Origin of the sequence: Dethiosulfovibrio faecalis (assembly GCF_021568795.1) — a bacterium.
GTDB classification, from domain to species: Bacteria; Synergistota; Synergistia; order Synergistales; family Dethiosulfovibrionaceae; genus Dethiosulfovibrio; species Dethiosulfovibrio faecalis.
Genome location: NZ_JAKGUE010000004.1, coordinates 82,134 through 96,581 on the forward strand (window position 1 = coordinate 82,134; position 14,448 = coordinate 96,581).

The window sequence follows — 14,448 nt, forward strand, 5'->3', positions numbered from 1 at the left end:
CGTCATCCCCCGGACATCAAAGCCGACGTAATAGTCTTCATCATCAAATCCCGATTGAGGGGTTTAGAGAGATAGTCGTCCATTCCCGAATCGATACATATCTCCCTGTCACCCTTCATCGCATTGGCCGTCATGGCTATTATTATCGGACGATAGGATATAAGTCCTCTTTTCTCCATGGATCTTATAGTCCTGGTCGCCTCCAGCCCATCCATGCCGGGCATTTGAACGTCCATCAGCACGAGGTCGTATTTTTTGTCCGATACCGCCTTCACCGCCTTGAAGCCGTCCTCTGCGACGTCGATAGTCCAGTCGAACTCTGCCATCATGGCTTCCGCCAGTTTGCGGTTCAACATGTTGTCCTCTACCAACAGGACTGTCAAATCGCGAGGGGTCTCCATATTATCGGCGGTAACAACCGAACCATCCTCCACATCCGGAGGATGGGGCTCATCGGTCAAGACGGGAAGAGGCACGTCCACGAAAAAGGTGCTCCCCTTTCCCTCCTCGCTCTTCAACCACAGACGACCTCCCATGATCTCCACTATTTGCTTGGCGATGGACAGACCGAGACCAGCCCCCTTATGCCTCTTGGATCGAGAGTCATCTACCTGATAGAAGGTCCCGAATATATGGTCCCTCTTATCCTCCGATATACCTATGCCTGTGTCCTTCACGGCGAAACGAATCGTAGCCTCTCCCTCGGAACGACGAACCATGGAGACTATCAACGTCACGGAACCTCTCTCTGTAAATTTAACGGCATTCTCCGTCAGGATCGAAAGCACCTGTCTCAGACGTAACCTATCGCATTTTACCCGTCTAGGTGCATAATCGTCGAAAACAAGCTCTATCGCAAGCTCGTCGGAACTGTTCCCTACCCTTGTCATATCGATAACGGTACGGCACAATGCGTAAAGATCGCAGGACTCAAGAGAAAGAGTCATCTCCCCGGCCTCGACCCTCGACAGATCCAGTATCCCGTCTATAAGCTTCAGCAACTCTCTACCGGCCAACCTGGCGTCTTCAAGATATTCTCTAGGGCCATCCGGAATATCGGTGGACTCCAAGGCCAAATTCGTCATACCGAGGACCACGTTTATAGGGGTGCGGATCTCGTGACTCATGTTGGCCAGGAAAGCGCTTTTAGCGGCGTTGGCCGCTTCGGCCCTCTCTTTGGCGAGGAGAAGTTCGTCGTGAGTGCTTTCCAGGTCGGCGGTCCTACGCTTGACCAGGTCCTCAAGATTCCGCTGATAATCTGTCAACCTCTTTTCCGATTCGGTCAGGCTGGATACCTTTTTCTCCAAGTCCTCGTTCAGCTCATGGACAAGGCTGTAAAGTTCGAGATTTTGAAGGGAAATGGACGTTATGTTCAATACCAACGCCAGAAAAGAAAGGGAGATATCGTCCATATAGCCCTTCTCCCTTTCGACGACGGCGACAAACATTCCCATTATTCTAGATGCAGTCGACAGAGAACAAAGCATCAGGCTATAACGGCCGTCGTTTGAACTCAGTACGGTAGGTTGGGTTCTGCCCAGGACCCAGGCGAAGGTTCCATCGTCGACCAATTCATCTCTCTCGGCCTCGACGAAGTCGCCCCACTCGGGGTCATCGCAGAAAGCCTGATAGAAAGCCTGGTCCTCTCTATCCACGAGGTAGAAAGACACACATATAAAACGACATAGTCGCCGAAGCTTCGCGGAAGCGTCGGTCAAAAGACCGATTTGCGTCGTCGATTCCCCTATCATGGAGGATCGACTGTTGAAACTCAAGACAGAGTCCAGAGAAGCTATGACCCTGTCCCTCTCCCTTTCCAGATAGTCGAGTCTTTTTCTAAGATCGATCATGCAATCTCTCCGATTCAGCCTATGAAGCTTCCTACGATCTCGCTTATCTGTCTGTTGGCCCTGGCAGTCAGGGTATCCAATACGTTGTGAGACAGCTCGAGGTAGTCCCAGGCCTCCTGATCCAGCGATGGAACCGGAATTATAGGACTCCAACCGTAACCCATCGCAAAGGACAGCACATCGGCCACGTGTAAAATGGAGGATTCCAACACATCCTCGGAGGCCAAGGGGTTATCCTTGTACTTTATGGTGCTTATGAGATAGGGCGGAACCTGCCATTCCGAAAGCAGGGCAGCTCCCAAAAAGGAATGAGAAAACCCGAACGCCTCTCTCTCGCACACCGGCAAAGAAACTTTCTTGTAGCTGACTCTATCCAAGAGCTTCCCCATGAAGTCCGGACACTCTCCCAGCAGTAGAAGCAGGCCGATGTCGCGGAGTAGCCCTGACAGAAAAAAATGGCTATCCGATAGAAGATGCTTCTCTCCTGCCAGAAGCCTGGCGAAGACACCGCAGGCCACGGAATTACGCCAAAAACGATCCATATCTATAACGTTTTGGGATAAACCGGAGAAATAACGTATTGCCGTCACTCCGACCGCCAAGGTGGTAAGCTCCCTGCCTCCAAGCACGGTGACCGCCCTTTGGATCGAACCTATCTTTGAGGGGAAACCGTAGTAGGCACTGTTAACTATTCTGAGGAGCTTAGCGGACAGGCTGGTATCCTTCTCCACGACCTGAGCGATATGGGCGGATGAACTCCTGGGAGAGCGAAGGACCTCGACGATTTGACGGTACGTCTCGGAAAAGGAAAAAAGCTTGGTCTGCTTCCCTACCAACAGGGATATCGACAAATCGATCGACTCGGAATAGGATACATCGTCCAGATCGTCCATATAGGATATATCGGGGAGCGCCGACATGCCTTTTTCGGCTATCAGAGCCATTATCCTCACAGTGGAGATACGGAACATCTCCTTTAACACCGGCGATCCTCTACCACAGAGGGAATATAGATGATCCAGATAGCTCGCACCTTTGGTCATGGCCTCTCTGGACATAGGAGGCAATTTGGGCAAACTCTCCGGTTGAGGGCCTCCCTCTATCTCGACCTCCACCACTCCCCAGCTTTTAAGCAACCGAACGTGTTTATTCTCCAGCTTCGTGCCGACCGGCATTACCAACCTTCCGGAAGGAGCCATTACATCTCCCTTTACGACCATACCTTCCTTGAGCTTATCCACCCGCAGTAAAGTCATAGGATCATCTCCCTCCGAATGCTTTCTCTATACTATCACAGAGGGAGAAGACCGATCAGTTTCTACCGGATATCGCCCCCGGAATCCGCCATACAAGAGCTCCCATCAAAGCAACTATCGCTCCATCAGCCGCGAGAACCGCCCTCACAGGCCATATCTGGCATACCACGCCGTTCACCACAAGGGCGGCGGGCATAACCGAATAGGCAACGGCGGTTAGAACGGCAAAAAAACGCCCCCTCATAGAGTCGGGAACCCTTCTCTGAAAATATCCCATAGCAGCGGCGTTTACCAAAGCCAGACCTCCCCCGGCAACGAACACCGACTGAACTCCTCCGGCAAGCCCGGAAGACGAGGCGAAGGCAGCCATCGCGAGACCGGTCGTGAGGATACCCCAGAAAACCCTTCGAGATACCGACCCGGAAGAAAGGAAGCTCACTGACATCGCCACCACTACCGATCCGAGGGCAAGGCTCCCCTCGAGAAAAGCCACCCAGGAAACAGGGCCATCGAAACCGTATTTGACCATCATAGGGACCGACACCATCAACGGAGCGGCAAAAAAGTTGAGCCCTCCGAAAAGACAGAGATACCCCAAAACGTCGCCGTTGCTTCGCAGCCACAGTAAAAGCTCTTTCATGCCGCCCTCTATCGAGGAGACCGGCGACCTTTCGGGACGAAGTGGATTCCCTATCGTCACGATGAAGAATAAAGAGAGAAGAAACGTAACCCCGTCGACACCGAACGCTCCGGCGGTGCCCAAAGCGGCCAGAGCCACACCGCCCAAGGCCGCGCCTAAGACGTTCGACAGCTCGACGACGGACGAGTTTACCGCCGCGGCAGCAGACAGGCTCTCTTCGTCGGTCAGGGCCTCGAGACATCCGTTGGCGGAGGCCTCGAAGAGAGGCATAAAGGATGAAAGGACCAACACCAAGAGGTACATCAAGGGCAAAGGGATCTCTCCGATTATCAACAACCCCGTCATGACCGACATAACAGCCAATCTTGCACAATCTGCCACGATCATACAGGTCTTACGGCTGTATCGATCCGCCAGGGTCCCGGATATCGGCCCCAACACCACAGCAGGCAGTAAGGTTATACCCATGAGAAAACCGAGGTGCATCGGCCCATTAGGGCCCGCGTCGTTGACGGCCCACCAAGACAGGGCTATAGCGAAAAATTTATCCCCTATGGAGGACACGAAACGGGCCAGAAAGAACCGCCTAAAATCACCGAACCTGACCAGAGGATGTCCTTTCAATGCCTTAAATTTCACCTCAACGGCTCCTCCGATCCACTATGCGGCGGACCTTTCCCGTCCTTCCAAGCCTCTCTATCGTACCTCTCGGAACCACCGACAGCTTGACCGGACATCCGAAATCGGGGAGATGGTCGAACTGAGACGATTTTTCTTTAAGAATCCGGAGGAACTCCTCTTCGATCGAACAGTCGTCTCCTTCCACCGCTATGGTGACGTCCGGTCCCTTCGAACCGTCCTCCACCACGACCTGATAGATCGGAGAAAGCCCGGAGAAAAGCGATACAGTGCCGTCCAGATCCTTAAGATAAAGATCGTTGTAGAGAAGACGGACCGAGTCGTCAGATCTGCCCATAAGCCTGAAACGGGGGGCCTTTCTGCCACAATCGCAGGCCTCGCCTATCCACTCCGCCCTGTCACCCAATCGATATCTTATTATCGGCTGAAGAGACCTCTCCAGGGTGGTCGCGTAGAGCTCGCCATCGTCATCTATCTCGACGTAAGCCCACGACTCGTCCACGTGAAATTCGTCATGTCTGCAATGAGGACATTGAAACGCCAAGGGACCTATCTCCACCGCCCCGTAGGATAGAGAACCTACACGGTTGGGAGAAAAGGCCTTTTCCAGCAAGGCCATGGACGACTTCCCCATGGTCTCTCCCGTGTAGAAGACTCTATCCAGATGGAGCCCTCCCCTTTTCAAAGCCTCCTCGGCAAGTTCCACCAGAGTGCTCGTCATGGCCATCACGACCGAAGGAGACAGCTCGAACAGAAGATCGACCGTATCCTTCGGAGATTGGTTGGCCGTCATAGACAACACCGTACATCCCGTTTCCTCCAGTCCTCCGTTGACCGCTAAAAATCCTGTGTAGAGGGAACCGGCCACCATCAGGTTCGCCACCACATCGTCCCGACCTATTCCGAGAGTCCTAAACCCCCTTCCCAGCACCTCCGCTGATTTTCGGAACTCCGACGAAGTCCAGCGGAGCAGTCTGGGATGACCGGAGGTCCCACCGGAGGAGAAGACGTACCCACCCAAATCTGGATCGGTCAACATCTCTTTGGAGGGATAACAATTTTCCTCCAGGTCGCTCTTCTCCATGCAGGGAAGCTCGGCAAAGGCAGAAAGGTTTTTCAGAGGAAGAGACAGATCCCTGTATTTTTCCCTGTAGAAAGGAGCCTTCACTGCCTCAGAGAGCACCCGATTCAGCCTTCCCAGGAGCAACTCTGTTCGTCTGTCTTTAGAGACCCAGTTGAGCCCCAATCCATCTCTCGAGATATCCTCCCTGTTTATAAGCCGCACCAAACTGAGTGCTATATGAATGCCATCGTGAGATGCTTTTCCGTCGGCCCCCAACCCCATAGTCCCAGGAAGACAGAAGCGCCGAACCCCAAGCCTTTGAAGTGCCTCTATGGTCTCGTCCAAGATAACGTCAGGAACGGCCAAACCGACGGTTGACATGTAATACCCCATGTCGAGGATATCTCCCTTCGCCAGCTCATCGATATCCCTTATGGCAGAGACGAAAACGGTCCGATTTAAAGGAGACGGCAAAAGCCTAGCGCCCTGACCTAACACAACGGTATGTCCCAATCCCTGAAAAAGCTTCTTGTTACCGTGAACCTGATCCCAAAAAGCTTGCTCTCTCTCTCTGAGTATATCCACGGCATCGTCTATAGAAAGCCTATCCTGCGGAATCGACTCTTCCAGAGAGGATAACTCATCGTGAAGTTTTTCGGCGACTCTGTCGACCAAATCGCGTCCCTCTACGAAGAGATTCTGGCAGCTGGTGCAGGCCCTCTGCTCCCATAAAGAGACGTCCATGGCAAACCCTTTGATCGCCTCATCCAGTTCCTCTTCGGAAAGACCCTCCCGTATCAGTCCCCAGCTGATTTTGGGACCGAACGCCAGCACCTCAGTTCCCGGAGACGCCACGGATCTGTAGGAACGGACGGCTTCCTCTCCTCCAAAGAGCAGTATCCCGTCGAACCTCCTGCCTACGAGGTCCATGATCCCCTCGTTGGAATGACTCCAGGATGTGACGGCTATGGAGGACGATATTTTTCCCCCATGGTCCTCCTCAAGAAGGGCTTCTAGGAATATAAAAGGAAATATCGGATCCTGCCTCGAGATCTTGAGGACGTTCAGGTTCTTGGTTATCATCCCCATCACGAGAGAGTCGATCGATCCAAGGAAGATGTTGCCCGCCGCTATATGGCATATACACCCGAGAGGGACAGCCCTTATGGGACTGCCTCCGCTCTCGGTCCAGCAATCCAGGACCCTGCGATCCCCTAGGCAAGCCAGGCGCTCCTCCAGGGCTCCCCTGGAAAGCAGTCCTTTCAGGACATCTATCCCGATCTCGACCATGGAAGGTGAAAACCCCGTGACGTCCGGCATAGTATCCATTATCCGATCCCTGTAAGGCCCAGGGGAGGTAAGCCTGGTTCCCACTCTATCCAACAGAGAGATAACCTCGTCCACCGATATGGAGGAGAATTTTTTCAGCCGTTCCGCCATAGCACCGCGGTCGAAGACGCTACGGGCCTCGTCGAGAGGTAGATCGAGCGGGAGTTCCCGCCACTCTCCGAAAATAAAATGTCTCATGCTATCCAAGTTCATCGTCCCTCCCTATCGGCACGTACTTTATCCAGTATCTCCTGGGCTGCGATGGCACAGCCCTTGTGTTTTTTCTTACCGCCTCTTCTTATCGAAGCGATATACTCGCCAGGAATACCGCAAGGACAGTCTTTCTCGACCCGGACCAAATCGGAAGACAGTATAGAACAGTTCGGCTGAGCGACATTCCAAGGCGATACCAGCTGAAGCAACCCTTCCTCCCCGTGAGGCAGAAATTCCATGGTCACAGGATGACGGACCGCCACCCTGGAAAACACGGGAACGTGGTGATGGCCCATCGGACAGGAACAATAGGGTATGCCATGCTCGACCATTCCGTAGAGGTCCCTGACGTTCTCTTTGGGAAGTCCTATCCTCCTCTCCAGTTCGGAGGCAAACTCGGACTGCGTCATAGGCACCCCCGCATGGTTTTTCCAGCCTCCACCGGCTATGACGAAACTGTCTCCATCGACCTGAATCGACCTTCCCTGTCTATCCAATTCCTCCAGGGTCTGAAATATGAAAGAGGGGAACCCGAGAAGACGCACAGGCCCCTTCTCGGACATATCCACAAGGGCATCGACAGCCTCTTCGGGATCGAAGTCGAATCTTCCGTCTTCATCCTTACGAAGCAACCATATCTCATCCGACACGGGAGCGCACTTCATCTCTTGCTCATCGCTCCAACTGGTACCGACGGACTGGGCGTCCTCTCTGGCATAGCTGAACATGAGATACCCCGCAGGTCTGGACGAACAGAACCCTACGTCGTTAAATATCTTGCTGGATATACGCTGTATCCTCTCCACACCGGGCCGGTCAAACAACGCCTGGGTGACCTGCCCGCTGGTCCCAGAACTGGTCAGGGTCATGATAACGTTCTTTTCCGGAACCGAGATAAAACGATGGTATTTCATGGTATCCACGAAAATAGGGGGAAGTTTCAATATATCCTCCGGCCCCTTCAGATCCTCCGGAGAAAAATCGTATCTATCCATAAGGGCTCTCACGTAGGGCTGACAACTGAGCTGAAACAGATAGTTCTCCTTTACTGCCTCGAGGAAAAGCCTATCCGATTCCTCGGTACGGCCAAAGGCTTTATCGATATAACTGTAAGCGTCCACCGCTGGGAACTCTCTCATAGAGACTCCTCCCTTTCGTCCATCTCGGCAACTATAAACTCCAGTATTTCCTGGCCCATCTTATCGGCGATATTTATCCTAGACGGGTCCAAAGACGTTTCGTCTAGATACTGAAGGATCAAGGCATCGTGTCCTCTCAGCTCTCCCGGGAGATACCCGGAAAACACGAATCCCATTCGGCGGCATCCTTCGGCGAAGGGCACGGCCTCGGGGATCTCCGCGTCCAGATAAAGGTACACGACGTCTAGCCGATCCCTGCGAAACTCCCTCAACCTTTGATGCAGTTCCGTCAAAGAATCCTGGCCGAAATCCACTATTCTTATCTCCCCGAAGTTGAACTCGCCCACCTTGTAGGCCCTATTACCCTCTCCTCTTCTGTAGGATCTCTCAGGAAGGGAGACTGGCGACGATCGGACCTTCCCGTTCACCCCACAGGAAGCGACTATGGCGGACACGATGGACACGTATCTATCGGGAACCCATATATCGTAATCAGTACGATGGCACAGAGGACGATACATAATCGCCGCGCTCTCCCTCTGCCTCACCTCTCCAGCCAGGGCCTTGAAGTTCAAGTCTGAGAACAACGCTCCCAAAAGGATCCCGGTAGACATGAAACCGGACTTGGCTGCTCCCCTCTGTGAAGCTACGTGACTGGTCACGGCATGGACGAACAATCCCTGAAGGCCCGACCTCTCCGCCTCCGCCATGACCATCTCGTTCATCATCCCGAGAATCCCCTGTCCTCTACAGGAGGGATTTACGAAGGCCGCCGCCATCTCGGCTATGACGGAATCGGGGTCGGAAAACGAAAGGGCCAGATGTCCCACGAGGGAACTCCTGGAATCGATTGCGACGAAGGACTTCATCATTCCGCTTTCGTTGAGCTCTCTTATTCTCTCCGGGTAGTATACAAACTCTCTGTAGCTGTAACCATAGGCTCGATAGGCACAGCGAGATATCTCCAAAGCCTCCTCCGGCTTCATGGCTCGGACCTCGAATGGACCGAAAAAAGACTCCTCTCTGGGCGATTCGACCAAGTCCCCATCGGAAAAGTAGCTGTCTATTCTCCTGTGACGAAAGTACTTGGTCATCCTGACCAATTTTCCACCCTTGCCTAGATTGAGGAACTCCACCCTGTCCATGGCGCCCTTCATCAACTTTATGCCTATCCCGCTCTCTTGAGCAATTCCCTCCGAAAAAGACCTCTTCGATAAAACCGACTCGGGGTCGAAGGGAACTCCCTTATCGCGGACCTCTACGACTATGCCAGCTGCGCCCACATCGAAGGAAACGTCGAAGACATCCGTCTCGCCCTGGCCATATCCATGCTGGATGACGTTGCTGACCGCCTCCTCGACCGCCAACGCCACCATGGACGTGTCCCTCTGGTCGCACCCCGCGACCCTGCACAGTCCCCTGACAAATCCCTCAAGGGGTTCCAGATACGTCAGATCCGTGGGCAACGAAACCGACGATCGCAACGACTCTCCAGCCATAACCTTCCTCCTTCTGTTTACCTTTCTCGTAAAACTCCGGGGCCGCTCAAACGGCTTCTGCCTCCTCCCGAAGGTTCCACCCTTATCCGGGCCCCGATCCTCTCTCTTATCGCAGAGACATGGGATATCACGCCTATGAGCTTACCGCCCCGCCGAAGCTCAGACAAGGCCTCTAGCGCCTGGTCCAAAGAGGCTTCGTCCAATGTGCCGAACCCCTCGTCCAGAAACAACGAGTCAACCTTAACCTTACGACTGGACATATCGGAGAGCCCCAGGGCTAGGGATAGACTGACCAAAAAACGCTCTCCTCCGGACAGGTTTCTGGTAGACCGTATCTCACCGGCCTGGTAGAAGTCCTTGACTAGAAGCTCCATAGGCTCGTCCTCCTTGGGGAGCAAGACATACCGATCCGTCATCCTTCGAAGCTCGCCGTTGGCGAGGAATATCAGGGTATTGAAGGCTATCCCCTGGGCGAAAGACCGAAATCTCTTCCCGTCGGCCGATCCTATCAGACCGTGAAGACCTCGCCAAAGCTCGACTTTCGAAACCTGCTCCTTAAGTCTGGACTTCAGCTCAGATCTGATTTTTTCCATCTCTTTTACCCTGTTCAGTTCGGCATTCAGCCGCCCTTTTTCAGCCAGTTCACGGTCCCTTTCGTATCTCAGAGCGTCCGCCTTCGCCTCGACGGATCGGAGATCTTCCCCGTCGAGTTCTCCTATGGAGCCCTTTCTGCTCTTACGATCGGATAGCTTGGCCTCGGCGGTGTTTTTTCTGTTTCTCCAATCCTCCATCCAGAGAGAAAGCTTTTCCATGTCGTCCTGATCGCGAAAGGAGGCGACGAAATCGAGCTCACCGGAAAGGCCTTCCTTTTTACAGAGATCTCCAAAGGCGACCTCGGCCGAGGCAAGTTCCGATTTCATCGACGCCGCATCATCCGATATCTTACCCCTCGACTCTTTGTAAGAGTCAAGCTGTCTTTCCGACACCGCCAAGAGACGGTTAACTCTCTCCGATTCCGAGGAAAGCTCCTTCAAACTTGCGTCGAAATCCTCCTCGGCCACGTCGGGGTTCCCCGAAAACAACGTCTCCCTCTCGACAAGCTGCTTGGCTATCTCTTCCTCTCTATTCTTTATCCCCTCAGAGAGGTCCTTCAATCGGCTGAAGAGGGAGGAGCGCTCCGACTCCAGCCCCCTCTTCTCGGCAAGAAGCCCGGTCTGACTATCCAACAAGGAATCAAGAGAACTGCTCACTTTCTCGAATTCCCGGACTCCTTCGGAGATCTCTGTCTCCAGATCGTCCCCGATATCCAGACCGACCGTAGTCAGGTCCGCCTCAAGGGAGATTTTTACCGAGGAGAGATCTCCGGCAAGTCGACTTTTTTCCTCCCTGGCGACGCGAAGACGGTTTTCCAGCTCGGACAGGGATAGTTCGATACGATGTACCGCCCTCTCCTTTTCTCCGATGGAGGATCTGAGCTTCTCCAGCCTCCCTCTTTTTTTATCCCTGATCTCCGATATCCTGTCCAAAAGCGCAAGTCTCTTCTCCAGCCGTCTTTTTTCAAGAAGAGATTTGCCTTCGTCGGAAGGAATCGATACGGACAAGGACTCCGCCGATGACATCAGGGCAGATCTCTCGTCTCCGATAGACCTCAGAAGCTCGGATCTCTCCGACTCCAGCCTTTTCAGCTGGTCAGACGAAGCCTCGACCGTAGTCTCGAGCCTGATTTTCTCGTCTCTCAGCCGGGACAGTTCGGATTTTCTGGAGCGCCACTCCTCGTCCAATCCATCGTCGAAATCGGGTACCTCCGACGAATAAGGGTGATGGAGTGCCCCGCAGAGGGGACAGGGGCATCCGTCGACCAGAGAGCCCCTCTGTTCCTCCATCGAAATTGTCCTCGCCCTATCATCCCTTCTCCTATCCAAAGATTCTACCAAGGAGTCGAGAAGACCCTCTTTCTCCGAAAGAACCGTAAGATCCGCCTCTTTTTTCCTGAGACCGGCCCTCAACGCAACTATCTGTTTTTCCAGTTCGACAGACCTGGACTCTCCTTCGAAAAGCGAGTTTGCACGACGGAAAAAGGCTTCCATGGCCCTCCATTCCGAGATGGGACGTCCAGATAGAAGGCGTCCCAGACGGGAATCCTGACGGACCTTGGATTTCTCCAGCGACTCGACTTCGTAGGTCAGACCTTCCAGCTCCGACCTGGACCGATCGAGGTCGGAGGACATTTCGACCACCTCCGTCGATAATCCCGGGAGGCGCCCCTCCAGGGACTCCAGCTCGGTGGACAGTGCCCTAAACCTCCTCAGTCGTTCCTCTAAATCAGGAAACCGGGGAACCAGTGGACCCCAGCCCTGTATTCGCTCCATCCTGAGACTCCAGAGATTTTTGCTCTTCTCCAGAGCCTCGAGTTGTCTTTCCACGACAAGAATCTGCCCCTCGATCTTAGACAGGCCTTTCCTCTCCTCGTCTCTTGCCCTTTCCCTCTCGGACAGGGAGGAACGCAGAGATCCGATATGACTGTCCATGTCCCTGGCCTTCCGCCATATAGGGATCGATCGCTCTCTCTCGATCTCCATCTCTCCGATCTCGAACGACAGACGTTCGCTTTCTTCCTTCCGGGCCTTTATCTCGGAGAAAGCTGATTCTATGGACCTATCTATTTCCAGGAGGGAAGAATCCAACTCGGCGAGGCGTTCCCTGATGGAGGAAAGTCTTTCGTAGGGAGCGGCTAGGGGTTGAGCGCTCCTATATCTCTCCAAACGGCCCAGGTCGATCTTTCTGGAGAGTCTCTCCTCCTCCAGGCCCGCGATTGAAAGCTTGATATTTTTTATCTCCGACTCCAGTCTTTCCCCTTCCCGAAGAGAGCCAATCCTAGTCTCCATATCCTTCAGATCCGAGGAGATCCTCTCTATATCGACTTCCAATCCTTCGAGATCTCTCTTCACCTCTTCGCAGGATGGACCGTCTTCACCCTCGGAAGAAAGACGGTCGTCCAGATCCTTAAGGACCTCCTCCTCCTTCCTCTTTCTTTCGTGAACGGCGATGGATATTCGACTGAAGATCTCCGTCCCGGTGATCCTCTCGAGGAGAGGAGCCCTGTCTCCGGGAGAGGCGTCCAGAAAAGCGGCAAAACCGCCCTGGGCAAGCAGAACCGATCTGGTAAAGCGATCGAAATCCAGGCCGGTCAGATCGGAGACGGCAGAGGAAGTTTTGCTCAAGGCGGACTCCAGGACCTCCCCATCCGAACGGGACAGTAGGTGAGTCGGCTGTTGCAGCTTTCCGGAAGGAGATTTCCTGGAACGGTGTTGGCTCCAGATACAGAGATATGGCTCTCCTCCTGCCTCGAACTCGACCTGAGCAAAACACTCCCCGGTTTTTCTGCTCATTATCTCGTTCTCCGAACCGGTTACCCTGCTCAATCTGGGAGTCCTGCCGTAGAGGGCCAGACACAGGGCGTCGAGAACGGTGGACTTGCCAGAACCGGTGGGGCCCACTATGGCAAAGAGACAATCGTCAAGATATCTTCGATCCCTGAAGTCTATGGACCATCGTCCTTCCAGAGAATTGAGGTTTTCGAATCGAAGTCTCAGGAGTCTCACGACATCGCCTCCTCTTCATCCTGGTCCATAACACCCTGAAGAATTTCACGGAACATGGCGACGTAACTATCCCTGACGTCCTGTTCCAGGGGAACCCCCTCCAGCCTCCTCAAAAAAACGTCTTCCTCCGTCATGCTCTCCAACCCGCCGGAGACATCGAAACTCCAGTTTCCGTTTATACCGGTACCGTCCTTCACCCGAAGCAGATCTACCGACGAACCGTCGACTATCGATTGCAGATCCTCCATCAGGCTGGAGAATGGGACATCGTCGCAAAGGACGGCCTCTACCAGACAGGGTCGTCCGGCAAGGACCAATTCCGAAAGCCCTTCGGAAAGGGTATGTCTGTTCCCCTTCAGGGAGACGACCTCCGTCTTGGACGGGACAGGGACGGCTCTACAGGAGAAATCCGAACCCTCCAGATCCACCAGATACACCGACTTCTCCGTACCGGACTCTCCGAAGCCGAGGGTCATAGGAGATCCGCTGTAGCGACATCTCTCTCGCCCTCCGACGATCTGGGCTCCGTGAATATGTCCCAGAGCGACGTAGTCCAACCAATCGGGAAAGAGATCCGCTCCAACTCGGCCCAACCCTCCCACGTAGAGGTCCCGGCTTCCGTCGTCTTCCTTCACCTTGCCTCCGGCGGCGAACAGATGCCCCATAGCTATTCTGGGTACACCGGGCGAGGACTCGCTTCTTTTCTCCATAGCCTCGAAAATCCTAGAGTAATGCTCCTCTATCCCCAAAACCAAAGCCCTATCGCGATCCATGGGATCGTCGGACCAGGATGAACGCCGAATGTCCCTCTCCCTGAGATAGGGAACAGCACCGACCAGAGCGATTACCTCGCCGTCCCCGTCGACTATGGAGACGACCTCCCTCTCCGGATCTGCGACGCCAAGGACGAAGACGTTCATGTATCCCAATATGTCGGAAGGAGCATCCAACAACGACGGAGAATCGTGGTTGCCGGCCACCACGACGACGCTACAGCCACTTTCGGCAACCGAACACAGAAAACGGTAATAAAGTCGCTGGACGCCGCTTCCGGGAGTCCCGGTATCGAAGACATCTCCCGCTACCAGCAGCAGATCCACCGACTCTCTAAGTACGAGGCCGGCAAGCCAATCGAGAAACTCCGCCTGTTCCTCCGTTCTCCTCATGCCGCAAAGGGACTTTCCCAGATGCCAATCGGACGTATGCAGCAACCTCATG

General features: G+C 54.0%; 8 protein-coding genes. All 8 read right to left on the reverse strand.

Going from position 1 to position 14,448, the window contains the following annotated elements:
- Positions 1 to 2: 2 nt before the first annotated feature.
- The 8 genes from L2W58_RS05250 to L2W58_RS05285 are packed head-to-tail and all read right to left on the reverse strand — an operon-like array spanning position 3 to position 14,447.
- A complete protein-coding gene (locus L2W58_RS05250) occupies positions 3 to 1,850 on the reverse strand; it encodes an ATP-binding protein (protein ID WP_236102135.1) in 1,848 nt (615 codons plus the stop codon).
- Between the two features lie 14 nt (positions 1,851 to 1,864).
- Positions 1,865 to 3,106: an HDOD domain-containing protein gene (locus L2W58_RS05255; protein WP_236102137.1), complete on the reverse strand. Its 1,242-nt coding sequence runs from the start codon at positions 3,104 to 3,106 to the stop codon at positions 1,865 to 1,867.
- A gap of 55 nt (positions 3,107 to 3,161) precedes the next feature.
- On the reverse strand, positions 3,162 to 4,385 hold the full coding sequence (locus tag L2W58_RS05260) for an MFS transporter (RefSeq protein WP_236102139.1): 1,224 nt from the start codon (positions 4,383 to 4,385) through the stop codon (positions 3,162 to 3,164).
- A gap of 1 nt (position 4,386) precedes the next feature.
- On the reverse strand, positions 4,387 to 6,990 hold the full coding sequence (locus L2W58_RS05265; RefSeq protein ID WP_236102141.1) for an acyl-CoA reductase: 2,604 nt from the start codon (positions 6,988 to 6,990) through the stop codon (positions 4,387 to 4,389).
- Entirely contained in the window at positions 6,987 to 8,129 is a 1,143-nt protein-coding gene (locus L2W58_RS05270; RefSeq protein WP_236102143.1) for a LuxE/PaaK family acyltransferase, read from the reverse strand. The genes L2W58_RS05265 and L2W58_RS05270 overlap by 4 nt, the downstream gene beginning before the upstream one ends.
- Entirely contained in the window at positions 8,126 to 9,628 is a 1,503-nt protein-coding gene (locus L2W58_RS05275) for a GNAT family N-acetyltransferase (protein WP_236102144.1), read from the reverse strand. Before L2W58_RS05275 ends, L2W58_RS05270 begins: the two co-directional genes overlap by 4 nt.
- Before the next feature lie 17 nt (positions 9,629 to 9,645).
- A complete protein-coding gene (locus tag L2W58_RS05280; protein WP_236102146.1) occupies positions 9,646 to 13,230 on the reverse strand; it encodes an AAA family ATPase in 3,585 nt (1,194 codons plus the stop codon).
- Positions 13,227 to 14,447, reverse strand: coding sequence for an exonuclease SbcCD subunit D C-terminal domain-containing protein (locus tag L2W58_RS05285; protein WP_236102148.1), 1,221 nt, complete (start codon positions 14,445 to 14,447; stop codon positions 13,227 to 13,229). Before L2W58_RS05285 ends, L2W58_RS05280 begins: the two co-directional genes overlap by 4 nt.
- Position 14,448: the final 1 nt, after the last annotated feature.

What these genes read in the sequence shown, in the direction of transcription:
- L2W58_RS05250 (WP_236102135.1), bottom strand. Translation starts at nt 1,850, where the DNA reads ATGATCGATCTTAGAAAAAGACTCGACTATCTGGAAAGGGAGAGGGAC.
- L2W58_RS05255 (WP_236102137.1), bottom strand. Translation starts at nt 3,106, where the DNA reads ATGACTTTACTGCGGGTGGATAAGCTCAAGGAAGGTATGGTCGTAAAG.
- L2W58_RS05270 (WP_236102143.1), bottom strand. Translation starts at nt 8,129, where the DNA reads ATGAGAGAGTTCCCAGCGGTGGACGCTTACAGTTATATCGATAAAGCC.
- L2W58_RS05275 (WP_236102144.1), bottom strand. Translation starts at nt 9,628, where the DNA reads ATGGCTGGAGAGTCGTTGCGATCGTCGGTTTCGTTGCCCACGGATCTG.
- L2W58_RS05265 (WP_236102141.1), bottom strand. Translation starts at nt 6,990, where the DNA reads ATGAACTTGGATAGCATGAGACATTTTATTTTCGGAGAGTGGCGGGAA.
- L2W58_RS05285 (WP_236102148.1), bottom strand. Translation starts at nt 14,447, where the DNA reads ATGAGGTTGCTGCATACGTCCGATTGGCATCTGGGAAAGTCCCTTTGC.